At 43.7% G+C, this 23,102-nt stretch carries 26 protein-coding genes; 18 read left to right on the forward strand and 8 right to left on the reverse strand.

From position 1 onward, the window contains the following. Positions 1 to 32: 32 nt before the first annotated feature. Positions 33 to 1,388 (reverse strand): aspartate kinase, encoded by a 1,356-nt coding sequence (locus ACHUFA_RS00585; protein WP_394404615.1) that lies wholly within the window; start codon positions 1,386 to 1,388, stop codon positions 33 to 35. Between the two features lie 161 nt (positions 1,389 to 1,549). Between ACHUFA_RS00585 and ACHUFA_RS00590 the strand changes: the two genes are divergently transcribed. From ACHUFA_RS00590 to ACHUFA_RS00670, 17 genes are all read left to right on the forward strand, one after another. Further along, positions 1,550 to 2,200 (forward strand): HAD family hydrolase, encoded by a 651-nt coding sequence (locus ACHUFA_RS00590; protein ID WP_222347108.1) that lies wholly within the window; start codon positions 1,550 to 1,552, stop codon positions 2,198 to 2,200. Positions 2,201 to 2,350: 150 nt separating this feature from the next. Further along, positions 2,351 to 3,142 carry an enoyl-CoA hydratase gene (locus tag ACHUFA_RS00595; RefSeq protein ID WP_222347107.1) on the forward strand — a complete coding sequence of 264 codons (792 nt, stop codon included), beginning with the start codon at positions 2,351 to 2,353 and terminating at the stop codon, positions 3,140 to 3,142. A gap of 41 nt (positions 3,143 to 3,183) precedes the next feature. Then, a complete protein-coding gene (gene fabT / locus ACHUFA_RS00600) occupies positions 3,184 to 3,657 on the forward strand; it encodes a fatty acid biosynthesis transcriptional regulator FabT (RefSeq protein WP_394404782.1) in 474 nt (157 codons plus the stop codon). Next, positions 3,657 to 4,631 carry a beta-ketoacyl-ACP synthase III gene (locus tag ACHUFA_RS00605; RefSeq protein ID WP_394404616.1) on the forward strand — a complete coding sequence of 325 codons (975 nt, stop codon included), beginning with the start codon at positions 3,657 to 3,659 and terminating at the stop codon, positions 4,629 to 4,631. Before fabT ends, ACHUFA_RS00605 begins: the two co-directional genes overlap by 1 nt. A 57-nt stretch (positions 4,632 to 4,688) precedes the next feature. Next, positions 4,689 to 4,913 carry an acyl carrier protein gene (locus ACHUFA_RS00610; RefSeq protein WP_222347104.1) on the forward strand — a complete coding sequence of 75 codons (225 nt, stop codon included), beginning with the start codon at positions 4,689 to 4,691 and terminating at the stop codon, positions 4,911 to 4,913. Between the two features lie 166 nt (positions 4,914 to 5,079). Beyond that, complete coding sequence (gene fabK / locus ACHUFA_RS00615; RefSeq protein ID WP_394404617.1) at positions 5,080 to 6,045, forward strand: enoyl-[acyl-carrier-protein] reductase FabK; 966 nt, start codon at positions 5,080 to 5,082, stop codon at positions 6,043 to 6,045. Between the two features lies 1 nt (position 6,046). Then, entirely contained in the window at positions 6,047 to 6,979 is a 933-nt protein-coding gene (gene fabD, locus ACHUFA_RS00620) for an ACP S-malonyltransferase (RefSeq protein WP_394404618.1), read from the forward strand. After that, positions 6,969 to 7,700, forward strand: a complete 732-nt coding sequence (gene fabG, locus ACHUFA_RS00625; protein WP_222347101.1) for a 3-oxoacyl-[acyl-carrier-protein] reductase — start codon at positions 6,969 to 6,971, stop codon at positions 7,698 to 7,700. Before fabD ends, fabG begins: the two co-directional genes overlap by 11 nt. 44 nt (positions 7,701 to 7,744) lie before the next feature. After that, positions 7,745 to 8,980: a beta-ketoacyl-ACP synthase II gene (fabF, locus tag ACHUFA_RS00630; RefSeq protein WP_394404619.1), complete on the forward strand. Its 1,236-nt coding sequence runs from the start codon at positions 7,745 to 7,747 to the stop codon at positions 8,978 to 8,980. Continuing rightward, on the forward strand, positions 8,981 to 9,457 hold the full coding sequence (accB, locus tag ACHUFA_RS00635; RefSeq protein ID WP_024389246.1) for an acetyl-CoA carboxylase biotin carboxyl carrier protein: 477 nt from the start codon (positions 8,981 to 8,983) through the stop codon (positions 9,455 to 9,457). It begins immediately after the preceding gene. Further along, positions 9,454 to 9,876, forward strand: coding sequence for a 3-hydroxyacyl-ACP dehydratase FabZ (fabZ, locus tag ACHUFA_RS00640; protein WP_394404620.1), 423 nt, complete (start codon positions 9,454 to 9,456; stop codon positions 9,874 to 9,876). Before accB ends, fabZ begins: the two co-directional genes overlap by 4 nt. Before the next feature lie 24 nt (positions 9,877 to 9,900). After that, positions 9,901 to 11,274, forward strand: coding sequence for an acetyl-CoA carboxylase biotin carboxylase subunit (gene accC, locus ACHUFA_RS00645; protein ID WP_394404621.1), 1,374 nt, complete (start codon positions 9,901 to 9,903; stop codon positions 11,272 to 11,274). A 14-nt stretch (positions 11,275 to 11,288) separates the two neighbouring features. Further along, the gene (gene accD, locus ACHUFA_RS00650) at positions 11,289 to 12,155 is read left to right on the forward strand and encodes an acetyl-CoA carboxylase, carboxyltransferase subunit beta (RefSeq protein ID WP_394404622.1); all 867 of its coding nucleotides are present in this window, start codon (positions 11,289 to 11,291) and stop codon (positions 12,153 to 12,155) included. Further along, positions 12,152 to 12,925, forward strand: coding sequence for an acetyl-CoA carboxylase carboxyl transferase subunit alpha (locus ACHUFA_RS00655; protein ID WP_394404623.1), 774 nt, complete (start codon positions 12,152 to 12,154; stop codon positions 12,923 to 12,925). Before accD ends, ACHUFA_RS00655 begins: the two co-directional genes overlap by 4 nt. A 64-nt stretch (positions 12,926 to 12,989) precedes the next feature. After that, positions 12,990 to 13,451, forward strand: coding sequence for a GNAT family N-acetyltransferase (locus ACHUFA_RS00660; RefSeq protein WP_394404624.1), 462 nt, complete (start codon positions 12,990 to 12,992; stop codon positions 13,449 to 13,451). A 193-nt stretch (positions 13,452 to 13,644) separates the two neighbouring features. After that, positions 13,645 to 14,127 carry a CPBP family intramembrane glutamic endopeptidase gene (locus tag ACHUFA_RS00665; RefSeq protein ID WP_394404626.1) on the forward strand — a complete coding sequence of 161 codons (483 nt, stop codon included), beginning with the start codon at positions 13,645 to 13,647 and terminating at the stop codon, positions 14,125 to 14,127. A 41-nt stretch (positions 14,128 to 14,168) separates the two neighbouring features. Next, positions 14,169 to 14,831 carry a CPBP family intramembrane glutamic endopeptidase gene (locus ACHUFA_RS00670; protein WP_318530317.1) on the forward strand — a complete coding sequence of 221 codons (663 nt, stop codon included), beginning with the start codon at positions 14,169 to 14,171 and terminating at the stop codon, positions 14,829 to 14,831. A 51-nt stretch (positions 14,832 to 14,882) separates the two neighbouring features. Here ACHUFA_RS00670 and ACHUFA_RS00675 read toward each other — a convergent pair whose 3' ends face one another. The 7 genes from ACHUFA_RS00675 to ACHUFA_RS00705 all read right to left on the reverse strand — a co-directional run bounded on the left by ACHUFA_RS00675 (position 14,883) and on the right by ACHUFA_RS00705 (position 21,435). After that, positions 14,883 to 15,446: a DUF6287 domain-containing protein gene (locus ACHUFA_RS00675; protein ID WP_222347094.1), complete on the reverse strand. Its 564-nt coding sequence runs from the start codon at positions 15,444 to 15,446 to the stop codon at positions 14,883 to 14,885. A gap of 18 nt (positions 15,447 to 15,464) precedes the next feature. Continuing rightward, positions 15,465 to 16,745, reverse strand: a complete 1,281-nt coding sequence (gene serS / locus ACHUFA_RS00680; RefSeq protein ID WP_394404627.1) for a serine--tRNA ligase — start codon at positions 16,743 to 16,745, stop codon at positions 15,465 to 15,467. Between the two features lie 214 nt (positions 16,746 to 16,959). Beyond that, on the reverse strand, positions 16,960 to 17,334 hold the full coding sequence (locus tag ACHUFA_RS00685) for a DUF956 family protein (protein ID WP_222347092.1): 375 nt from the start codon (positions 17,332 to 17,334) through the stop codon (positions 16,960 to 16,962). An 80-nt stretch (positions 17,335 to 17,414) separates the two neighbouring features. Further along, entirely contained in the window at positions 17,415 to 18,326 is a 912-nt protein-coding gene (locus ACHUFA_RS00690; RefSeq protein WP_222347091.1) for a PTS system mannose/fructose/sorbose family transporter subunit IID, read from the reverse strand. Between the two features lie 14 nt (positions 18,327 to 18,340). Next, positions 18,341 to 19,153, reverse strand: coding sequence for a PTS mannose/fructose/sorbose transporter subunit IIC (locus ACHUFA_RS00695; RefSeq protein ID WP_222347090.1), 813 nt, complete (start codon positions 19,151 to 19,153; stop codon positions 18,341 to 18,343). Positions 19,154 to 19,167: 14 nt separating this feature from the next. Continuing rightward, positions 19,168 to 20,157, reverse strand: a complete 990-nt coding sequence (locus ACHUFA_RS00700; RefSeq protein ID WP_222347089.1) for a PTS sugar transporter subunit IIB — start codon at positions 20,155 to 20,157, stop codon at positions 19,168 to 19,170. A 465-nt stretch (positions 20,158 to 20,622) separates the two neighbouring features. Continuing rightward, a complete protein-coding gene (locus ACHUFA_RS00705; protein ID WP_222347088.1) occupies positions 20,623 to 21,435 on the reverse strand; it encodes a Cof-type HAD-IIB family hydrolase in 813 nt (270 codons plus the stop codon). A 149-nt stretch (positions 21,436 to 21,584) separates the two neighbouring features. Here ACHUFA_RS00705 and ACHUFA_RS00710 point away from each other — a divergent pair, with 149 nt between their 5' ends. After that, complete coding sequence (locus ACHUFA_RS00710; protein ID WP_394404628.1) at positions 21,585 to 23,033, forward strand: NCS2 family permease; 1,449 nt, start codon at positions 21,585 to 21,587, stop codon at positions 23,031 to 23,033. The last annotated feature ends 69 nt before the right edge of the window (positions 23,034 to 23,102 follow it).

Here is a 23,102-nt window from a genome sequence, read left to right on the forward strand (position 1 = left end):
TGGTGGCAGACAAGTCTTCAAACTTTCATTCATTATTTTTCATTGAAGAAGGCTTCGTAGAGAGCTATGAGGGCTGTGTCACGTTCGCTAGTTTTTACAACGAACATAACAGAAACCTCGCTGGCACCTTGTGAAATCATGGCCAAGTTGACCTGTTTTTCAGAAAGAGCACGTGTCGCAGTAGCAGCAACACCGATATGACTCTTCATTTTTTCCCCTACAATCATGATGATCGAAAGGTCGCGTTCAATTTCTGCCTTATCTACTTCCAACTTGTGGTTCAATTGGCGGAGAATTTCTTCTTCCTTGATGGGAGTGAGTTCGCGACCACGAAGGACGATTGACAGGTCATCGATTCCTGTTGGCATGTGCTCCCAACGAATATTGAGATCTTCTAGAACTTGTAAAACTTTACGACCAAAACCAACTTCACGGTTCATGAGGTATTTGGAAATGTTAATGCTGACAAAATCGTCGTCAGCCGCAATTCCAACAACTGGTTGAGCTTCCTTGGTGTGGTTTAGAACAATTCGAGTACCTGGGTGGTCAGGATTATTCGTGTTTTTGATGACCAAAGGGATTTTACCACGGTAGGCAGGCAAGAGTGCTTCGTCATGCAGAACAGAGAAGCCAGCATAAGCCAATTCTCGCATTTCACGGTAAGTTAATTCCTCGATAGAATGCGGATTGTGGATAATCCCAGGATGGGCAGCAAAGATACCGTCAACATCGGTGAAGTTTTCGTAGAGATCTGCCTTGACACCGGCCGCAATGATTGAGCCAGTAATGTCTGATCCGCCACGAGAGAAGGTACAAATTTGGTTATCTACTGTCACGCCGAAGAAACCAGGGATGATGAGGACCTCCTCAGCGTCTCGCAAGGATTCAATCCGGTCATAACTAGAAGGCAAAATACGTGCATTTCCAGGTTCAGAACTAACAATCAAACCTGCTTCTTTAGGGTGGATATAGCGAGCAGGGAGTCCTGAGTGAGTAAAGTATTCTGCGATTAAGCGAGCATTATTATTTTCCCCGGCAGCCAAGAAAGCATCGTAAAGAAATTCATTGTCTTCAATTGGAAGACTGGCGAGTGCTTCAATATCTTGCGCAATTTTTTTGATGGATTTGGCTTGGAAACCAAGTTCGTCTACCATATCTTGGTAACGCTTGACAATCCATTCCTGACTAGCGGTAACGTCTTTACCATCAATGTATTCTTTGTAGTATTTAATAAGGGCGTCTGTAACCTTTGTGTCGGACACCTCGCGTTTTCCTGGAGCCGATACCACCACGAAACGACGTTCGGGGTCAGCTTGGACGATTGAAAAAACTTTTTTGACTTGAGCAGCGGAAGCGAGTGAACTACCACCAAATTTTATAACTTTCATAAGGGCTCCTTCTAACTTTTTACTATTATAGCAAAATATGGGGGGCTTGTCAGTAGACCCTAAAGCTTCTAGTGATATTAGAAATCTATTAAAAGCTATAGTTATAGCCTATTTTGTGGTAAAATAAGAAAGGATTAGTGAAAATTTGCTGGAGGATTACAATGGTTTACAAGGGCATTATTTTTGATATGGATGGTGTTTTATTTGATACGGAGACTTTTTATTATCAGAGACGGAAAGATTTTCTAGCTAGCAAAGGGATTTCTATTGAACACCTCGCGCCTTCAACGTTTGTGGGAGGTAGAGCCAGTCAAGTTTGGGAATTGATTTTACGAGAGGATATTGTTAACTGGGATATTGACCAGCTAAGTCAAGAATATGCAGCTTATAAGGAAGAGCATCCGGCGCCCTATAAAGAATTGGTTTTTCCAGACACCAAGAAGAGTTTACAAACATTAGTAGATATGGGGCTTGAACTGGTCATTGGTTCGAATACAGACAAGAGTGATGTGCAGAAAGCTATTGAAGATGCAGAAATTGCTCCATATTTTAAAAAAGTATTCTCTGGAACGGATTGTATTGCTTGCAAGCCTCATCCAGCAGTTTATCAAAAAGCTCAGGCATATTTAGGGTATCCTGCTGAGGAAGTCTTGGTTATTGAAGATTCGACCAAAGGAATTCAGGCAGCTGTGAGTGCAGGTTTGGAAATTTGGGCTATTGAAGATAAACAAATGGGACTTGACCAAAGTCAGGCGGATCGTCTCTTTTCAAGTTTGAGCGAAGTAGTTGAAGAAATCGCTAGAAAACGTTAGTCAAAGGCTAGCGTTTTTTTCGATACCTAAGGAATTTCATCCGATGTCACATAAATTCATGAAAAGTTTTGTATAAATTTTCAAAAAACTATGTTACAATAATTAAAATTTGATTTTCAAATGTTTTAACATTCAAACTAAGGAGGAGAGATGGAATTTTCAACGATTAAATACAAGGTACTGGATAAAGTTGCTGTTCTAACCTTGAACCGACCTGCGGTTTCAAACGGCTTTAACATTCCTATGTGTCAAGAAATTTTAAGTGCCTTATCCTTGGTAGAGGAGGATCCAGCAGTTTCTATTTTGCAAATTCAGGCCAATGGACCTATTTTTTCGGTTGGTGGGGATTTGGTAGAAATGAAGCGAGCTGTGGATGAGGATGATATTTCTTCATTGGTCCAGATCGCAGAGTTGGTCAACGATATTTCCTTTGCCATTAAAAAACTGCCGAAAGTAGTGTTAATGGTGACAGATGGTGCAGTTGCTGGTGCGGCTGCTAATATGGCGGTTGCGGCAGATTTTGTCATTTCTTCTCTGAAAACCAAGTTTATTCAAGCTTTTGTTGGCGTTGGTTTGGCTCCGGATGCGGGTGGTTTATTCCTTTTGACAAGGGCTATTGGCGCCAACCGTGCTAGTCAGTTAGCCATGACAGGTGAGAGCTTATCAGCAGAAAAAGCGCAAGAGTATGGCCTGGTCTACAAGGTAGTTGACTCTGAAAAAATTGATAAAACAGTGGCGCAGACCGTCAAAAAATTATTACGAGGTTCTGTAAATTCTTACCGAGCTATTAAGGAAATGGTTTGGAAGAGTCAATTTGAAGAGTGGGAAGCCTACAAGAATTTGGAGTTGTCTTTACAGAAAGAATTAGCCTTTATGGAAGACTTTAAAGAAGGCGTTCGAGCTCATTCTGAAAGACGCCGCCCACAATTCAAAGGAAACTAATAATTAGATAGATAAAAAAGTTTGACAATCAAACGGTATTGATGTATACTTTGTTTGCAAAAATACAGGAGGTGCTTATTTTGGAAGACCAAAAGATTAATGATTACCTAACATCAGTCTTTAACAATGTCTTAATCATAGAAGAAGCAACCCTTCGTAGTAGTCGTTTTAACGATGTGTCAATCAAAGAAGTCCATACCTTAGATGTGATTGGAGACAAGAAAGATGCGACACCAAGTGATGTATCCCGTGCTTTAATGGTGACATTAGGGACGGTTACGACTAGTCTGAATAATCTTGAGCGAAAAGGCTATATTGAGCGAGTTCGTTCGACAAAGGACCGAAGAGTTGTTCACCTCTATCTCACAAAAAAAGGCCGCTTGGTTTATCGTCTCCACCAGCGTTTTCATAACGAAATGGTGAAGAAGATTACCAGTGGTATGAGCGAGATAGAGCTTCAGGCTATGAAAAGAGGGTTGCGTAATCTTTACGATTTCTTAGAGGATTTGAAGTAATGACTTATGCAAAAGTTAGTCAGGTTGCACATTATCTGCCTGAGCAGATTGTAACCAATAATGATTTGGCGCAAATCATGGATACCAGTCACGACTGGATTGTGAGTCGGACAGGGATTGAGGAGCGTCGGATTGTAAAAACAGAGCAAACCAGTGATTTGGCAACCAAGGTAGCAGAATCACTCCTTGCTAAAAGTGGTTTATCTGCAGATGCGGTAGATTTTATTCTCGTAGCGACTATTAGCCCAGATAGCCAGATGCCTTCAACGGCTGCCCTGGTGCAAGCAAATATATGTGCTCATAATGCCTTTGCCCTAGATGTGTCAGCAGCTTGTTCAGGCTTTGTATTTGCCCTTTCAATGGCAGATAAGCTGATTGCGTCGGGTGCCTACAAAAAAGGCATGGTGATTGGAGCAGAGGTCTTGTCTAAAACAGTGGACTGGTCTGACCGGTCAACAGCTGTTCTTTTCGGTGATGGGGCTGGTGGTGTGCTTCTTGAAGCAAGTCAAGAAAAGCATTTTTTAGGCGAATTTCTTCGTGCAGATGGTGCTAGAGGCCAGGGGTTGACTTCTGGGACATCATCGCTCACTTCCCCCTTCTCAGAAGGAAAGGAGGGGAGCGCTTATCTGAAAATGGAGGGACGGATGATTTTCGATTTTGCTACTCGTGATCTCCCTAAAACCATTGCTCAGTTATTGGACCAAGAAGAAGTAGAGACAAGTCAAGTAGATTATTTCCTACTTCATCAGGCCAATGTTCGTATTCTGGAAAAAATTGCTAAAAAGCTTGGAGTGGATCGTCAAAAATTTCCGACCAACCTTCATCGTTATGGCAATACCAGTGCAGCCTCCATTCCGATTCTACTGTCTGAATTAGTAGAGAATGGAACTTTACAATTGGATGGTGGCCAAACTCTACTTTTAAGTGGATTTGGCGGAGGTCTCACATGGGGCGCCATCCTACTCAAACTTTAGTTAATGAACTGTTTTACAGTTATTAAAAAATATTTTATATAAAAAGGAGACAGAAACATGTCAGTATTTGAAAAAGTACAAGCAATCATCGTAGAAGAACTTGGTAAGGAAACTGAAGAAGTTCAATTGTCAACAACTTTTGAAGATTTGGACGCAGATTCATTGGATTTGTTCCAAGTTATCTCAGAAATCGAAGATGCATTTGATATCCAAATCGAGTCAGAAGACGGTTTGAACACAGTTGCAGATTTGGTTGCTTACGTTGAAGAGCAAACAAAATAAGTTTAAAATGCTATTAATATAGCATTTTATTGGGCAAAATACTTTGATCTTCAAAACTTTTGTTTATCAAAGTATCAAAGAGATGAGTGGAGGGAGATGCCTCCCTCTTGTTTAGGTAATGTTTTGAACTTCAAAGGATTATCTAAGCAAATGAAATGAGGATGACATGCAAACAAGGATTACAGAATTACTACAAATCAAATACCCAATTTTCCAAGGAGGAATGGCATGGGTAGCAGATGGAGACTTGGCAGGTGCAGTCTCAAATGCAGGTGGCTTAGGGATTATTGGTGGGGGAAACGCTCCTAAAGAAGTTGTGAAAGCCAATATTGATAAGGTGAAATCCATTACAGATAAGCCCTTTGGTGTAAATATCATGCTACTTTCTCCGTTTGCTGATGACATTGTAGATTTGGTGATTGAAGAAGGTGTCAAGGTGGTAACAACAGGCGCTGGAAATCCTGGGAAGTACGTGGAACGTTTCCATGCAGCAGGGATTACAGTTATTCCAGTTGTACCAAGTGTTGCCTTGGCCAAGCGTATGGAAAAACTAGGTGCAGATGCGGTCATTGCAGAAGGAATGGAGGCAGGTGGTCATATCGGAAAATTGACGACCATGACTTTGGTACGTCAAGTGGTAGATGCCGTTTCGATTCCTGTCATTGCAGCAGGAGGTATTGCTGACGGACGTGGTGCGGCGGCTGGTTTTATGTTGGGTGCTGAGGCCGTTCAAGTCGGTACTCGCTTTGTCGTTGCCAAAGAATCCAATGCTCATCCTAACTTTAAGGCGAAAATTTTGAAGGCTAGGGATATTGACACTGTTATTTCAGCTTCTATTGTCGGTCATCCTGTTCGTGCCTTGAAGAACAAATTATCCACAGCCTACTCAGCGGCTGAAAAAGATTTCCTTCGTGGGGAAAAAACAGCAGAGGACATTGAAGTTCTAGGAGCTGGTGCCCTTCGCAATGCTGTTGTAGATGGGGATGTGGAGAACGGTTCAGTTATGGCGGGACAGATTGCTGGTTTGGTCAAGGCTGAAGAAACTTGTGAAGAAATTTTGAAAGATATTTACGAAGGTGCTGCCGAGGTCATTCGTCAAGAAGCTGCTCGCTGGGCATCAGTTGGAGAGTAAGATGACAAAAACAGCTTTTTTATTTGCTGGTCAAGGTGCACAAGGTTTGGGCATGGCGCGGGATTTGTATGACCGCTTTGCTCTTGTCCAGGAAACTTTTAACCAGGCAAGTCAAATTCTAGGATACGATGTTCGTAGCTTGATTGACCAAGATGAAAATAAGTTGAACCAGACACGCTATACGCAACCAGCTATTTTGACGACTTCGGTAGCGATTTATCGCCTACTTTTGGAGCATGGAATTGCGCCTGGTGCAGTAGCTGGCCTTTCCTTGGGGGAATACTCGGCTTTAGTGGCAGCGGGTGCTTTGGATTTTGAGATCGCTTTGAAACTGGTTGCTATGCGGGGTGTCTTCATGGAGGAGGCTGCGCCTATTGGTAGTGGGAAAATGATTGCAGTGCTGAATACCGATGCCGCTTTGATTGAAGAAGTTTGCCGAGAAGCATCGGCGGTAGGTCTAGTTGCTCCAGCAAACTACAATACACCAGCTCAAATCGTTATCGGTGGAGAAGTGGAGGCTGTGGATAAGGCTGTAGAATTATTGAAAGAAGCAGGCTGTAAACGCCTCATCCCTCTCAATGTCTCTGGTCCCTTTCACACAGCCTTGTTAAAACCAGCCAGTCAACAATTGGCAACTGAATTGGCTTCGATTGACTTTGCAGACTTTCAAGTGCCACTGGTTGGAAATACGGAAGCACAGATCATGGAAAAAGACCAGATTGCGGGCTTGTTGGCACGTCAGGTCATGGAGCCAGTTCGTTTTTATGAGTCTATTGCTTGTTTGACAGAGCTAGGCGTAGAAAGATTTATCGAAATTGGACCAGGGAAAGTTTTGTCTGGTTTTATCAAAAAAATAGATAAAACAGTGCCAGTTGTCTCTGTTGAAGATGTGGCAAGCTTTGAAAATCTTTTGGGAGAATGGAATGGAAATTAAGAATAAAAATGTATTTGTAACAGGATCTAGTCGTGGAATTGGGCTTGCCATTGCTCATAAATTTGCCAGTCTCGGTGCCAATGTAGTGCTGAATGGTCGCTCTGCTTTGTCAGAAGACTTGCTGGCGAAATTTGCAGACTATGGTGTCAAAGTGGCGGGGATCTCAGGAGATATTTCTTCTAGCGAAGATGCTAAGCGCATGGTAGAAGAAGCTACCCAAGCACTAGGATCAGTGGATATTTTGGTCAACAATGCCGGTATCACCAAGGATGGGATGCTTTTACGTATGTCAGAAGAAGATTTTGAGTCAGTTCTCAAAATCAACTTGACAGGTGCTTTCAATATGTCACAGGCAGTTTTAAAACCCATGACCAAGGCGCGTGAGGGTGCAATTATTAATATTTCTAGTGTTGTTGGCCTTATTGGAAATGCTGGGCAGGCTAACTATGCGGCTTCTAAGGCAGGCTTGATTGGTTTTTCTAAGTCTTTAGCACGTGAAGTAGCAGGTCGTAATGTTCGTGTGAATGTGATTGCACCAGGCTTTATCGAGTCCGATATGACAGCTGTTTTGTCAGACAAAATCAAAGAAACGATGACAGGACAGATTCCGATGAAACGATTTGGTCAGCCAGAAGAAGTTGCGGAGGTTGCGGCTTTTCTTGCAGGACAAGAATATATGACAGGACAAGTCATTGCGATTGATGGCGGACTATCCATGTAAATTGGACTGGTTTTCCGATAAATCCGATAAATAAGGAGAAAAGAATGACAAAATTTAATCGAGTTGTGGTAACAGGTTATGGAGTGACTTCACCCATTGGCCACACACCAGAGGACTTCTGGAAGAGTCTTGAAACAGGTCAGATTGGGATTGGTCCCATTACAAAATTTGATACTAGTGACTACAATGTTCACAATGCAGCAGAGCTGAAAGATTTTCCTTTTGATAAATATTTTGTGAAAAAGGATAGCAACCGCTATGACAACTACTCCTTGTATGCACTTTATGCAGCTCGTGAGGCGGTTGCAAATGCGGGGCTTGATACAGAGAAAGTTGACAGCGATCGCTTCGGTGTTATCTTATCAACAGGTATCGGTGGTATTTTGGAAATTGAAGAGCAAGTGGCTCGGATGAACGAAAAAGGTCCAAAACGCATTCGTCCCATGGCTCTTCCAAAAGCTCTTCCAAATATGGCGGCCGGAAATATTGCCATGCAGGTCGGTGCCAATGGTGTCTGCAAGTGTATTATCACAGCCTGTGCTTCGTCAAATGATGCCTTAGGAGAAGCATTCCGTGAAATCAAGTTTGGCTTCCAAGATGTCATGTTGGCAGGTGGAGCAGAAGCAGCCATTACTCCGTTTGCAATCGGTGGTTTCCAAGCTTTGACAGCTATGTCGACTACTGAGGATCCAGAACGTGCGTCTATTCCATTTGACAAGGACCGCAATGGTTTTGTCATGGGAGAGGGTTCCGCGGTTTTAGTATTGGAAAGTTTGGAACATGCAGAAGCTCGTGGGGCGACGATTTTGGCTGAAATTGTTGGTTATGGAAATACCTGCGATGCTTACCACATGACTTCTCCACATCCAGAAGGTCTGGGTGCTATTAAGGCCATGAAGTTGGCCATTTCAGAAGCAGGTTTAGAGCCAGCTGATATTGACTACATCAATGCCCATGGTACTTCGACACCGGCTAATGAAAAAGGGGAAAGCCAAGCTATCGTATCTGTCTTCGGCAAGAACACGCCAGTTTCTTCTACCAAGTCCTTCACAGGGCACTTGTTGGGGGCAGCGGGTGCCGTTGAGGCGGCAGCTGTCATTGAGGCTATGCGTCATTCTTATGCACCAAAGACAGCTGGTACGACAGAATTATCTGAAGATATTGAAGCGGATGTCATTTATGGACAGGGGCGTGATATGGAAATCCGCCATGCCATTTCAAATACATTTGGCTTTGGAGGTCACAACTCGGTGATTGCTTTCAAACGTTGGGAGGCTTAAGTGAATATTACAGAAATTAAGGACCTGATGAGTCAGTTTGACCAGTCAAGTTTGCGAGAATTTTCATATAGCAATGCTGGGGAAACCTTGCATTTCAGTAAAAACCAACAGGCGACAGCGGCTCCGAGTCCAATCGTAGAAGCTCCGCTTGCTCCAGTAGCTCCTGCAAGCCCAGCCCCTGTGCCAGCAGTTGAAACCAGTGAGCCAGCTCCAGTAGAAGCAGGTGCCAGCCCCGTGGCAGAAGGTGCGGTAGTGGAAAGTCCACTGGTTGGTGTGGCTTATTTGTCACCAGCCCCTGACAAGCCAGCCTTTGTAGCAGTTGGCGATACGGTCAAAAAAGGGCAGACTCTCATGATTATCGAAGCCATGAAGGTCATGAACGAAGTGCCTGCTGATCGTGATGGTGTGGTCACAGAGATTTTGGTGGCCAACCAAGACGTTGTAGAATTTGGACAAGGATTAGTACGCATCAAATGATTGATATTTTGAAAATTAAAGAGGCTCTTCCTCATCGCTACCCTATGCTCTTGGTCGATCGTGTCCTTGAAGTATCGGAAGATGAGATTGTCGCCCTTAAAAATGTGACCATTAACGAGCCCTTCTTCAACGGGCATTTCCCAGAATACCCTGTTATGCCAGGAGTTCTCATCATGGAGGCTTTGGCACAAACGGCTGGTGTCTTGGAATTATCCAAGGAAGAAAACAAGGGCAAGCTGGTTTTTTATGCCGGCATGGACAAGGTCAAATTTAAGAAGCAAGTTGTACCTGGTGACCAGTTGATTATGACAGCTAAATTTGTCAAACGCCGTGGAAGCATTGCGGTCGTTGAAGCAAAGGCAGAAGTGGACGGAAAACTGGCTGCGTCGGGGGTGTTGACTTTTGCTATTGGAAATTAGTATCTAAAGGAGATAGGATTCATCATGTTTGAGAAGATTTTGATTGCCAATCGTGGTGAGATTGCGGTGCGGATCATTCGTGCGGCCAGGGAATTAGGGATTGCGACGGTGGCTGTCTGTTCAGAGGCTGACAAGGAAGCCCTCCACACCATGTTGGCAGATGAGGCTGTCTGTATCGGACCTGCTCGTTCGACAGACTCCTATCTCAATATGCAGGCGGTCATCTCGGCGGCTGTTGCGACAGGTGCTCAGGCCATTCACCCAGGTTTTGGATTTTTGAGTGAAAACTCCAAATTCGCCACCCTCTGTGAAGAGGTTGGTATCAAGTTTATCGGTCCTTCTGGGACGGTCATGGATACCATGGGCGATAAAATCAATGCTCGGGCGGAGATGATTAAGGCTCAGGTGCCTGTTATTCCAGGATCAGACGGTGAAGTTTTGACCAGCCAAGAAGCCCTTGAAATCGCTGAAAAGATTGGCTACCCTGTCATGCTCAAAGCATCGGCAGGTGGAGGCGGCAAGGGGATTCGTAAGGTGGAAAAAGCTGAAGACCTAGTGCCTGCCTTCGAATCAGCTTCCAGCGAAGCCAAGGCAGCCTTTGGCAACGGAGCCATGTATATGGAGCGTGTCGTCTATCCAGCCCGCCACATCGAAGTACAGATTTTGGCGGACCAGCACGGTCATGTCATCCATCTGGGAGAACGGGATTGTTCCCTTCAACGCAACAACCAGAAGGTCTTGGAAGAAGCTCCGTCGATTGCTATCGGCCAGACCATGCGGGAACGTATCGGTCAAGCAGCAGTGCGGGCTGCCCAGTCAGTTGGTTATGAAAATGCGGGGACCATTGAGTTCCTTTTGGACGAAGCCAAGGGCGAATTTTACTTCATGGAAATGAACACACGGGTGCAGGTAGAACATCCTGTTACCGAATTTGTTACCGGTGTGGATATTGTCAAGGAGCAAATCAAGATTGCGGCTGGTCAGGAACTCAGTGTCCGCCAAGAAGATGTGCGGATTACAGGTCATGCCATTGAATGCCGCATCAATGCTGAAAATCCAGCCTTTAACTTTGCCCCAAGTCCAGGTAAGATTTCCAATCTCTACCTGCCAAGTGGTGGCGTTGGTTTACGTGTAGATTCAGCTGTTTACCCAGGCTATACCATTCCGCCTTACTACGATTCGATGATTGCCAAGGTCATCGTGCATGGGGAAAATCGTTTTGAAGCTCTGATGAAGATGCAGCGAGCCCTTTACGAATTGGAAATTGACGGAGTGGTGACCAATACAGACTTCCAGCTGGACTTGATTTCCGACAAGCGAGTGGTGGCTGGTCATTATGATACTGCCTACCTCATGGAAGAATTTTTACCCCGCTATCAGGAAGAATTAAAAAAGTAAACTAGGAGAATGCTATGGCTTTGTTTCGCAAAAAGGACAAATATATCCGCATCAATCCCAATCGTTCGCGGATAGAGTCAGCACCTCAAGCAAAGCCAGAGGTGCCAGATGAACTCTTTTCCAAATGTCCAGCTTGTAAGGAAATCCTCTACAAGAGGGATTTGGGACCAGAGAAAACCTGTCAACACTGTTCCTATAATTTCCGGATTACAGCCCAGGAACGCCTGGCTCTGACAGTCGATGACGGTTCGTTTGAGGAATTGTTTACAGGGATTGAAACGAAAAATTCCTTGGACTTCCCCGATTATCTAGAAAAATTAGCAGCTACCCGTCAAAAAACGGGCTTGGATGAAGCTGTTTTGACAGGCAAGGGGACAATCGGTGGTCAGCCAGTTGCCCTTGGCATCATGGATTCGCATTTTATCATGGCCTCTATGGGAACGGTGGTCGGTGAGAAAATCACCTGCCTCTTTGAGTTGGCGATTGAAGAGCGTTTGCCAGTTGTCCTCTTTACCGCATCTGGTGGTGCTCGGATGCAGGAAGGCATCATGAGCCTGATGCAAATGGCCAAGATTTCGGCAGCAGTGAGACGCCATTCCAATGCTGGCCTCTTTTACCTGACGATCTTGACAGACCCCACAACAGGAGGTGTGACGGCTAGTTTTGCCATGGAAGGCGATATTATCCTGGCTGAACCGCAGACCTTGGTTGGTTTTGCAGGACGACGGGTTATTGAGTCAACTGTGCGTGAAAATCTGCCAGATGATTTTCAGAAGGCTGAATTTTTACAAGAACACGGCTTTGTCGATGCCATTGTCAAACGCCAGGACTTGCCAGCGACCATCAGTCGCTTGTTGAGAATGCATGGAGGTGTCAGATGACCAGTGATGTAGCACGTATGATCCGTTTGGCACGTGACCAAGCTCGCCTGACGACCTTGGACTATGCCACACAACTCTTTGATGACTTTATCGAACTGCACGGCGATCGGAATTTCCGTGATGACGAAGCTGTAGTGGGTGGCATCGGCTTTCTAGCAGGTCAACCTGTGACAGTTATCGGTATCCAAAAAGGGAAGAACCTTCAGGACAACCTCAAACGCAACTTCGGTCAGCCTCACCCAGAAGGCTACCGCAAGGCCCTTCGCCTCATGAAACAGGCGGAGAAGTTCGGTCGTCCAGTTGTCACCTTTATCAATACCGCTGGAGCCTATCCAGGCGTCGGTGCCGAGGAGCGTGGACAGGGCGAGGCCATTGCCCGCAACCTCATGGAGATGAGCGACCTCAAGGTACCTATTATCGCCATCATCATCGGTGAGGGGGGCTCTGGTGGAGCACTTGCCCTGGCAGTCGCAGACCAGGTCTGGATGCTGGAAAACTCCATGTACGCCGTCCTCAGCCCTGAAGGTTTCGCCTCTATCCTCTGGAAAGACGGCAGTCGAGCTATGGAAGCAGCAGAACTCATGAAGATCACGTCATACGAGTTGGAGAAGCTCCGAGTGGTCGATCGGGTTGTTTTGGAAAATGGCAGAGCTACCAAGGAAGTCTTGGCTGACATCAAGGAAAACCTAGTCAGCCAGTTGGCTCAATTACAAGCCTTACCACTTGATGAGCTACTCGAAAACCGCTATCAACGCTTTAGAAAATACTAGGAAGACCTAGTATTTTTTTGCTAGATTTGATACAATGGATAAAATAATTTTCAGGAGGTTTTCCATGTTAGTAAAAGCAGATTTATCAAATGCAGAAGAATTGCTGCCTATTCAGCACCGAGCATTTGCAGCCTTGTATGAAACCTATCAGGACCAATACAACCCTGCTATTGAAACTATGGACCACTTCCAATCACGCTTTGTACGACCAAATTGCACCTACTACAAGATTGTTGAGGAAGGGCACACAGTCGGTTTAGTACGAACAACGGTCGCTGAAGATGCAGATCAGGGCTGGCTAGGCTTGATTGGCATCGATCCAGACCACAGAGGAAAATGCTACGGTTACAAGGCAATGCTAGACTTAGAAAGTCTTTATCCGACGGTTAGACGCTGGGTGCTCTGTACGGTTTTACAGGAGCCTAGATTAGTCACTTTCTACGAAAAACTCGGTTATAAGGCTATCAAAACCGAGCCTGAGCAGGAGGGTATGGATATGGTCTATATGGAGAAGTGGGTAGGATAGGAGTTTGGAAATGCTAGAAACATTCAGTCAACGATTGGAATGGCTTTGTCGGAAAATCTGGATTTTGCTGCAGGCCTTTCTATTGTTGCTTCTTGAACTCATTCCAACTTTCATATTGTAACAATCCACCTCGCCAGTCGCTCAATGGACTACCGGCATATCTTCTATTGGAATTATGGTATTTATGTGTTGGTTGGCAGAAAGGAAAGGGCTTGCCATTTGGGATAGAAAATTCCTGACCTGGCAGGAACTTGGACTGGTCGCCCTAACCTTACTATTCACCAGCCTTTCTACTGTCTTAGGGCATACTATCATGGACCTTCAAGGGATTGAAGATACTGCAAATCAGATTGGCATTGAAAAGCTGTTAAGAGCTATTCCCTTTGGGTTAGCCTTTGTAAGGATAGCCTGTCAGGCAGCCATTACCGAGGAGATCATTATCAGAGGTTATCTATTCAAAAAGTTGTTTGAAAAGCACAAGATTCTGGGAATTGAGGTGTCTGGTCTGTTTTTTGCCTTCTTGCATGGACCAACCAATCTAGGCTCTTGGATCATTTATACTAGTCCAGGTTTTATCTTGGCTTACTTGTACTATAAGACGGATTATCTAATCTACCCCATTGCAGTACATCTTATCAATAATGCCTGGTCGGTGGTGGCTTTCTGCTACTCATAGTTCCTGAACAGGATAGAGATAGGAATGATGAAGGAGAGAATATGGAACAATTAGGTCAAGGTTTGAAATGGATTGGTGGAAAACTTTGGATTTTATTGAGAGTGTTTGGTTTCTTAGTGTTAGCTGTTCTTCCAGACATCCTATTGGAAGAGTCTAAGTCGCAAGTCACCTTGGTAATAGTTGGGTTGATGACGTTGGGACTTTTGGTCTTTTTCTGGTGGCGGGCTGAAAGAAATGACCTGCCTGTTTGGGACTCTAAAATTCTTACTTGGGATGGTCTGGCGATAGTCGTATTAGGCTTTGCTATCATGCAGTTGACGGATATGTTAGGTTATTATTTGTTGGAATTGCAGAGTGCTATCGCAACAGCCAATGATGCTTTAATCATAGAATCTTTGAAGGGAGTTCCTTTTTGGCTGGCCTTCTTAATAACAGCTTTTTTACCAGCAATTGTAGAAGAGGTCGTATTGCGGGGTTACTTCTTTAAGAAATTGTTTGGGTCTCAGGTACTTATTGGTATGCTTGTTTCAAGCCTGCTTTTCGGAGCCCTTCATGGACCGACCGATTTTGCCTCTTGGCTGATTTATGGAGGTGGAGGTCTTATCTTTTGTGTTCTCTATCATAAGACAGGTTACTTGATTTATCCTATTGCAGTGCATTTTATCAACAATGCCTGGTCGGTAGTGGCACTTTACTATTTATAAGTCATAAGAAAATCAGCTCTTCTCAGGTGGAAGAGCTGATTGTTTACTTTTCTACGGTGTGTCAACACGATAATAGACATAGTCTGGATTTGAATTGATAATATTTTGTCCGATGAGGATCCGATCTTTACTAGTGTCAGAAGTATCTGGACTACTTGTACCATCTTCGTAGGTAGGAGAATAGGTGATGTTTTGAGGGATAAATACTATCCTGAAGCTACCCGTTTGTTCGGAATTTTGGACAGATAGTTCCAAAACATTGTTGCGAATATTAGAATTTGGCCCCATTTTTACAGTAGGATATTCTGCCAACGCTCCATATTTATCGAAAGTCAATGTATTTCCAAGGTTGTCTCTCCAAGTGCCAGCTAGGCTAGAATAATCGCCTGCTTGAATGCCAAGGATATCAAGGACAGGTTGGGCTTGCTGGCTGGAAGAAGTTTGTGTTGTTTCATCTTGACTGCTCGAACTAGTACTAGTTTCAGAGCTGATAGTAGTGGTACTAGAGGTTTCTTGACTGGTTGAAGTAGTGATAGTAGAGTTTGTCTCCTTCTGGCAGGCAGAGAGGCAGGACAGACTCAAGAGGACTCCGGCAAGTAACATCATCTTTTTCATTTTTACCTTCCGTAGAGGTTAAGGTTTAATCACATCAACCCCACCCATGTACGGACGGAGAACTTCTGGGATTGTAACAGAACCATCTTCGTTTTGGTAATTTTCAAGGATGGCAGCGACTGTACGACCTACTGCCAAACCTGAACCGTTCAAGGTATGGAGCAATTTAACCTTGCCGTCAGCTTCGTCACGGTAGCGGATTTGGGCACGGCGTGCTTGGAAATCTTCAGTGTTTGAACAGCTTGAGATTTCACGGTAGGCATTTTGTGCTGGAATCCAGACTTCCAAGTCATAGGTTTTGGCAGCTGAGAAGCCCATATCCCCTGTACAGAGAGCTAAAACGCGGTATGGCAGGCCCAATTTTTGGAGAATATTTTCAGCGTTAACAGTCATTTTTTCCAATTCTTCGTAAGATTCTTCTGGTTTGGCAAATTTGACCATTTCAACCTTATGGAATTGGTGAAGACGGATAAGACCGCGTGTGTCACGACCAGCAGAGCCCGCTTCAGAACGGAATGATGGGCTCATAGCTGTGAAGTAGATTGGCAAGTCTTTGCCGTCAATGATTTCGTTACGGTAGTAGTTTGTCAATGGCACTTCAGCTGTTGGGATAAGAACAAATGGGCGTTCGTCGTCATTGATTTCAAAGGTGTCTTCCTTGAATTTTGGATATTGTCCAGTTCCAAACATTGAGTCGCGGTTCACCATGTATGGTGTGATGACTTCTTCATAACCTTCTGCCAAGTGTTCATCCAACATGAAGTTGTAAAGAGCACGCTCCAAACGAGCACCGAGACCTTTATAGAAAAGGAAACGAGCCCCAGTCACTTTTGCCCCGCGTTCCCAGTCAAGAATACCAAGGTCTTCCCCAAGGTCCCAGTGTGCTTTCACCTCAAAATCAAACTCACGAGGTGTCCCCCAGCGGCGGACTTCAACATTTTCTTCCTCGTCAGCACCAACTGGTACAGAATCATGTGGGGTATTTGGCAACACAGTGATGATAGCAGTCAATTTGTCATCAATCTCAGCTAGCTCAGCATCAACAGCTTTGATGCTGGCGGATACGGTCTGCATAGCAGTGATTTTGGCATCTGCGTTTTCTTTGTTACGTTTTGCTTGAGCAATCTCCGCAGATACAGTATTGCGTTCAGCCTTGAGTTCTTCTGATTTCACCAGAAGATCGCGACGTTTTTCGTCTAGTTCTTTGAGTTCGGTTAATGTTTCTTCAGATACTCCACGAGTTGCTAGTTTTTGTGCAACAGCAGCAAAGTCTGTTCGAATTCGTTTTAAATCAAGCATATGATTTTCCCTCCAATATGATAGAAAAAACACTCCGGTCAAGTGTTGGAGTGCGATTGCACGGTTCCATCCAACTTCACCGAAGTGCTCTTAATTGTTATTCTAATTAAATCACGGTAGAATTTCACTTGCTCCTAATGCCTACTCACAGCAACCGCAGACTTTCTGAAAGAAGGAAACAACCTACTTATCCGTTGAGATTATTATACAGGAATTATGCGTTTTTGGCAAATAATTCTTTGAGTTTTCTACCGATCATTTGGAGAAGTGTCGGTAGTTTTATTACTTTTTCATTTCCGATATGATGTCTGGTAATTTTTAAGATTTTACCAGAATCTTTTGAAGCAAAAAGAAATTTTCCTTGGTCGGTAAAGATTTCAAAATGCCGGCTAACTTTGCTACCGTGAACATTTGCCCCAATTTGTTTGATAGATGTCCAAGGAATTTGGATATACATTTCTACGTTTACATCTGGATAAAATTCTAGGGCAGTATCGCCGACTAAAAATTTTCCAACCTTACCACCAATCCCCATATAGGAAACACCAGTAGTCTGAAATTCGATCTCTTTGTTTAATGACTGTGCCATGTTTACTCACTTTGTTATCTGATTTTATTCTATTATATCATAAGCAAAAGAGTTTCCAAAAACGGAAACTCTTTTGTGTCTTACATGATACCGAAGAAACGTGCAACCACACCAACAACGAACAATGCGATGATGATAGTGATTGGAGATACTTTCTTCTTGAGTAACCACATACATAGGAAAGTAAGGGCAAGACCCATCAATCCTGGAATCAAGGAATTCAACTGACCTTGAAGCGATTGTGCTTGTACTTGATCCAAGCTCATGCCACTGAGGGCTTGTCCAAGAATACCTTTCAATTCTGCACCTTTAACGGCACCTTCTGGGAAGACAACGTAAGCACCTTCTGATAATTGTTTACCTGGAAGATCCACTGTAAAGTTGATGGATACCCAACGTTGTACCAAGACAGCCAAGATGAACATACCAAGGATAGAAGCACCTTTCGTAATGTCTTTCAAGATACCACCTGACATGTCTTTAGTGATTTCAGAACCAGCTTTGTAACCAAATTCTTGAGTGTACCACAAGAAGGCCATACGGATTGCGTTCCAACCAAAGAAGAAGAGAAGTGGACCAACAAGATTTCCTGAAGCAGCAAGTGAAGCTCCAAGAGCACCGAGGATAGGACGAACTGTAAACCAGAAGACTGGGTCACCGATACCAGCAAGAGGTCCCATCATACCAATCTTAACCCCTTGGATTGCTGCATCTTCAATTTCAGTACCGTTTGCTTTTTCTTCTTCAAGGGCAAGCGTTACACCGATGATTGGAGCTGCAACGTATGGGTGAGTATTGAAGAATTCCAAGTGACGCTCAAGGGCAGCAGCTTGGTCTTCTTTTTTAGTGTACAATTTTTTGATTGCAGGGATGAGTGCATAAGCCCAACCCAAGTTTTGCATACGCTCATAGTTCCATGAACCTTGCAAGAATTGTGAACGCCACCAAACTTTTTGGCGATCCGCTTTAGAGAGTGTAATTTTTTCAGCCATGTTCATTCCCCTTTCTAGTAGTCTTCAAGGATGTCGCCGATTGGGTCACCAGAACCTGAAGCAGTTCCACCACCGTTACCACCTTGTTTTGAAAGGTTGAGGTAGATGAAGGCAATCGCTACACCCATTGTACCAAGTGCGATAAGTGTGAAATCAGTAACAGCTGCGAATACGAAACCGAGGGCGAAGAATGGCCATACTTCACGAGTAGCCATCATGTTGATAACCATCGCATAACCTACGGCAACAACCATACCACCACCAACAGCCATACCGCCTTTGAGCCATTCTGGCATCATGTTTAATACTGCTTGTACAGCTTCAGCTGGCATTGCAAGAAGAAGGGCAGCAGGAACGGCGATACGAAGACCTTGAAGGACAAGGGCAAACAAGTGAGCGCGTTCAACACCAGCTATATTACCGTCTTTTGCAGCCTTGTCTGCTGTGTGGACAAGACCGACAGAGATAGTACGAACGATCATTGTCAAGAAAAGACCTGCAACGGCAAGAGGGATAGCAGCCGCAGTTGCAACGTTTACCCCAACGTTTGAAAAGTCGCCACCTTTGATGAAAATGATAGCTGCTGCAACAGATGCTAAAGCAGCATCAGGTGCAACCGCAGCACCAATGTTTGCCCATCCAAGAGCAAGCATTTGAAGAGCGCCACCGAGCATAACGCCGGCAGTCAAGTTTCCTGTTGCAAGACCGATAAGGGTACATGCAACGATTGGTTGATGAAATTGGAATTGGTCAAGGATACCTTCAAGACCAGCCATGAAGGCAACAATAACAACCAAGACCGCAGAAATAATTGAAATATCTGACATAGTTGTATTCCTTTCTATTGTACGTTTGCTTTGTTAATCAACTCAAACAAATCTTTTTTGCTATCGTTTGGTACTTTACGAACGTCGAATTGAACTCCGAGGTCACGCAATTTTTCGAAGGTTGCAACGTCTTCTTTGTCCATAGACAATACGTTGTTGACCATTGTTTTACCAGTTGAGTGAGCCATTGAACCAACGTTCAATTCTGTAATTGGCACACCGCCTTCGATTGCTGCAAGAGCATCTTGAGGTGTTTCAAACAAGATAAGGGCGTGAGTATTTCCAAAACGTGGATCTTTTGCTGCTTCAATCAATTTCTTGATTGGAACAACGTTTGCACGTACTCCATTTGGTGCAGCTTGTTTAATCAAACCTTTGCGCAAATCATCTGTTGCAACAGCGTCAGAGGCTACGATGATACGGTCAGCTTTAGAAGCTGGTGTCCAGTTTGTCGCAACTTGACCGTGCAAAAGACGAGTATCGATACGAGCGAGGTTGATTTTTAACTTACCATCGCCGATGACAGTGCCTTCTGGAATAGCACCTTGAGGAGCTGCTGCGGCAACTGGAGCTGCTACCTCTTCTACAGGATTTAGTTCTTCAGGAAGGGCTTTCACACCATCCTTCGACTCTTTAATAATATTTGCAGCCACTTGATCCACGCCTGCAGATGCGTCCATCATACGCTCTGTGTAGGCTTGGATTAACATTGGTAGGTTGAGACCTGTAAGGATGACAATCTTGCGCTCTGGGCGTTCACCAGCAAGGCGACTTGCTTGGTTAAATGGAGATCCACTCCAAAGATCGGCCAAGACCAAGACTTCGTCATCACCGTCAAATGCGTCAATAGCGGCATTGAACTTAGCATAAAGATCTTCTGGTCCTTCACTTGGCATAAAAGTAACAACTTGTACTTTTTCTTGTTCGCCAAAGATCATGGAGCCAGACTGATGAATACCAGCAGCAAACTCGCCATGACTTGCAATAATGATTCCAATACTCATTATTGATCCTCCTAAATATATTTGATTTGAAGAGTTAACTATAATAAAATTGTTCTCTTCTAAACATACATTATTATAAACCGCTTACAGAAGTTTTGTCAATCCTTTATTATAGGAAAATGGAACCGGCACCAGCGGAAAACATACTTATAAGTGCACAAGGTGTGTGCAAGTTTTCGGCATATATTATGGAAGAATTATGAAAAAAGTGATGAAGTTGTTCGCTTAAAAAAGATAGATAAAATCTATGTATTTGAGAGAAATAGAAAAGGAATTTGCCTTCTTAATGAGCTTGCTGTGGATGAATTTGTCAAGGAATGAGGGGGGATACATACTATTTTTAAAATTTTTCAATCGGCTGTAACAGATGAGCTTCCCTTTGTGACTAAAATCGTGCATGCGTATCGGTACAGTTTGCTTAAAAAAAAGACCTCCGATTGTTGAATGAGAAGTCTTTTGGCTTATTTATAAGAATAATTTTTCTAACTCACGTGCTACGCCGTCTTGATCATTGGTAAATTCGGTCATGCGGTCGGCGTGTGGAAGGAGAGTATCGCTAGCGTTCTTCATGGCGTACCCAGTACCAGCCAGTTGTAGCATTTGGACATCATTGTGCTCATCGCCAAAGGCAATCAAGTCTGTGGCATCAACTTGGTATTGGTCCAGTAAGTATTGCAGGGCTGAAGCCTTTGTTACGCCTTTAGCACAGGTTTCTAAAATACTAAGCGGACCGCCCCAAGTGTTGATTTCCAACTCGTTATTAAACAATTTGCGCATGTCTTGGGCTAGCTCATAGCGATCTTCTGCGCGTGTATGCATAAGGATAGAATGCGGGTCACTGGTGATCAGTTCGGGTTTAATCAAGGTATCAGGAGTAATATTTTCAACCCCCATGAGACTAGGGTGAATTTCATCCAAATGGTCTTGGGTAATGAAAAATTTATTCTTGTATTCTCCTGCGATGAAAATAGCTTGAAAATTTTCCTTGTTATCTAAAAAATCCAACAAATACTGCTTGTCGATTAAGATATTTTGCTCCCATTCCCACTTTTTTTCCGGAATATGGACCAAGGAACCATTAAAGTTAATCATAGGAGTATCCAATTTCAGTTGTTGGTAAAATTGGTAGGCCATGCGGTAAGGACGCCCTGTCGCAATTAGGACAGTATGACCAGCTTGTTGCACTTTTTGAATGGTTTCAATGGTGTAATCGCTTAGTTGACTTTGGTTATTGAGAAGGGTGCCGTCTAGATCTAAGGCAATCAATTTTTTCTTCATTAATAGCTCCTTTAACTTTCCTAAAAGTATAACAAAAATCGTCTAAAATAGAAAGTCATTGAAAAAACATTGGTTATTTTTCTTGAAAAAGTGAATGTTTTATAGTATAATTTGGATATCGTTCGTAAATAAAGGAGAATTTTAGAAAAATGGAACGTTTTTTTAGATTGAAAGAATACGGCACGACCGTATCAACTGAAATCATGGCTGGTTTGACAACTTTCTTCGCCATGAGTTATATCTTGTTTGTTAACCCATCTATTTTGGGTGCAGCAGGAATGCCAACTAAAGCTGTTTTCTTGGCTACTATCATTGCGTCAGTTATTTCAACCACGTTCATGGGCTTGTTTGCAAATGTACCTTACGCCCTTGCACCAGGTATGGGACTTAACGCTTTCTTTACCTATACAGTGGTATTTGGACTTGGTTTTTCTTGGCAAGAAGCACTCGCAATGGTTTTCCTCTGTGGTTTGTTTAACATCTTTATCACAGTGACAAAAGTTCGCAAGAGCATCATCAAAGCGATTCCAGTTAGTCTTCAGCATGCTATTGGTGGTGGTATCGGTGTCTTTGTAGCCTATCTTGGTTTCAAAAATGCTAATATTATTGATTTCTCATTGTCAGCTGGAAATATCGTGAGCATCAATGGTGCTGCTCCAGATGCAGCTGATTTGTCAAATGGTGTCCAATCAATCGCTGCAAATGGTGGTGTAGTGCCTGCCATTTCAACCTTTACAGATCCAGCAGTTCTATTAGCGATTATCGGACTTCTCTTAACAGCTGTTTTGGTGATTAAAAATGTTCGTGGTGCTATTTTGATTGGTATCGTAGTCACAACGCTTCTTGGTATTCCAATGGGTGTAGTGGATCTATCAACCATCTCATTCTCAAGTCATATGGGTGATGCTTTTGGTGAACTTGGGACGACTTTCCTTGCTGCCTTTGATGGCATGAAGTCTCTCTTTAGCAATAGCAGCCGTTTGCCACTTGTTTTGATGACAATCTTTGCCTTTAGCTTGTCGGATACATTTGATACACTTGGTACATTTATCGGTACTGGTCGTCGTACAGGTATCTTCTCAGCAGAAGATGAAGCAGCCCTTGAGAATTCATCAGGTTTCTCTTCAAAAATGGACCGTGCTCTCTTTGCAGATGCAATCGGTACATCAATTGGAGCCCTCTTTGGTACTTCAAATACAACAACTTATGTTGAGTCTGCTGCAGGTATTGCTGAAGGTGGACGTACAGGTTTGACGGCTGTTTCAACAGCAGTGTGCTTCCTTTTGTCCATTCTTCTGTTGCCGCTTGTTGGGATTGTCCCAGCAGCTGCAACAGCACCAGCCCTTATCATCGTTGGGGTTATGATGGTTTCATCCTTCCTTGATGTGGATTGGAGCAATTTTGAAGATGCCCTTCCTGCTTTCTTCGCCGCATTCTTTATGTCATTGTGTTACTCTATTTCATACGGTATTGCAGCAGCCTTTATCTTCTACTGCCTGGTGAAAATCGTGAAGAGACAAACAAAAGAAATCCACCCAATTCTTTGGGCAGCGACAGCTATGTTTATCTTGAACTTCATTATTTTAGCCATCATCTAATCAGATTTCAAACCGTCGTCTATCGGCGGTTTTTTCTTTTGCCAGAAAATGACAAAAACCACCTTCTAT

Origin of the sequence: Streptococcus hepaticus (assembly GCF_043656315.1) — a bacterium.
GTDB classification, from domain to species: domain Bacteria; phylum Bacillota; class Bacilli; order Lactobacillales; family Streptococcaceae; genus Streptococcus; species Streptococcus hepaticus.

Excerpts from the sequence above, each read along its gene's own strand:
- fabG (WP_222347101.1), top strand. The coding sequence starts at position 6,969 with ATGGAAATTAAGAATAAAAATGTATTTGTAACAGGATCTAGTCGTGGA.
- ACHUFA_RS00675 (WP_222347094.1), bottom strand. The coding sequence starts at position 15,446 with ATGAAAAAGATGATGTTACTTGCCGGAGTCCTCTTGAGTCTGTCCTGC.
- ACHUFA_RS00585 (WP_394404615.1), bottom strand. The coding sequence starts at position 1,388 with ATGAAAGTTATAAAATTTGGTGGTAGTTCACTCGCTTCCGCTGCTCAA.
- ACHUFA_RS00605 (WP_394404616.1), top strand. The coding sequence starts at position 3,657 with ATGACTTATGCAAAAGTTAGTCAGGTTGCACATTATCTGCCTGAGCAG.
- ACHUFA_RS00590 (WP_222347108.1), top strand. The coding sequence starts at position 1,550 with ATGGTTTACAAGGGCATTATTTTTGATATGGATGGTGTTTTATTTGAT.
- fabD (WP_394404618.1), top strand. The coding sequence starts at position 6,047 with ATGACAAAAACAGCTTTTTTATTTGCTGGTCAAGGTGCACAAGGTTTG.
- fabK (WP_394404617.1), top strand. The coding sequence starts at position 5,080 with ATGCAAACAAGGATTACAGAATTACTACAAATCAAATACCCAATTTTC.
- ACHUFA_RS00595 (WP_222347107.1), top strand. The coding sequence starts at position 2,351 with ATGGAATTTTCAACGATTAAATACAAGGTACTGGATAAAGTTGCTGTT.
- ACHUFA_RS00685 (WP_222347092.1), bottom strand. The coding sequence starts at position 17,334 with ATGGCACAGTCATTAAACAAAGAGATCGAATTTCAGACTACTGGTGTT.
- accC (WP_394404621.1), top strand. The coding sequence starts at position 9,901 with ATGTTTGAGAAGATTTTGATTGCCAATCGTGGTGAGATTGCGGTGCGG.
- ACHUFA_RS00660 (WP_394404624.1), top strand. The coding sequence starts at position 12,990 with ATGTTAGTAAAAGCAGATTTATCAAATGCAGAAGAATTGCTGCCTATT.
- serS (WP_394404627.1), bottom strand. The coding sequence starts at position 16,745 with ATGCTTGATTTAAAACGAATTCGAACAGACTTTGCTGCTGTTGCACAA.
- ACHUFA_RS00655 (WP_394404623.1), top strand. The coding sequence starts at position 12,152 with ATGACCAGTGATGTAGCACGTATGATCCGTTTGGCACGTGACCAAGCT.
- fabF (WP_394404619.1), top strand. The coding sequence starts at position 7,745 with ATGACAAAATTTAATCGAGTTGTGGTAACAGGTTATGGAGTGACTTCA.
- ACHUFA_RS00610 (WP_222347104.1), top strand. The coding sequence starts at position 4,689 with ATGTCAGTATTTGAAAAAGTACAAGCAATCATCGTAGAAGAACTTGGT.
- ACHUFA_RS00670 (WP_318530317.1), top strand. The coding sequence starts at position 14,169 with ATGGAACAATTAGGTCAAGGTTTGAAATGGATTGGTGGAAAACTTTGG.
- fabZ (WP_394404620.1), top strand. The coding sequence starts at position 9,454 with ATGATTGATATTTTGAAAATTAAAGAGGCTCTTCCTCATCGCTACCCT.
- ACHUFA_RS00705 (WP_222347088.1), bottom strand. The coding sequence starts at position 21,435 with ATGAAGAAAAAATTGATTGCCTTAGATCTAGACGGCACCCTTCTCAAT.
- fabT (WP_394404782.1), top strand. The coding sequence starts at position 3,184 with ATGTATACTTTGTTTGCAAAAATACAGGAGGTGCTTATTTTGGAAGAC.
- ACHUFA_RS00690 (WP_222347091.1), bottom strand. The coding sequence starts at position 18,326 with ATGGCTGAAAAAATTACACTCTCTAAAGCGGATCGCCAAAAAGTTTGG.
- accD (WP_394404622.1), top strand. The coding sequence starts at position 11,289 with ATGGCTTTGTTTCGCAAAAAGGACAAATATATCCGCATCAATCCCAAT.
- ACHUFA_RS00710 (WP_394404628.1), top strand. The coding sequence starts at position 21,585 with ATGGAACGTTTTTTTAGATTGAAAGAATACGGCACGACCGTATCAACT.
- ACHUFA_RS00695 (WP_222347090.1), bottom strand. The coding sequence starts at position 19,153 with ATGTCAGATATTTCAATTATTTCTGCGGTCTTGGTTGTTATTGTTGCC.
- ACHUFA_RS00700 (WP_222347089.1), bottom strand. The coding sequence starts at position 20,157 with ATGAGTATTGGAATCATTATTGCAAGTCATGGCGAGTTTGCTGCTGGT.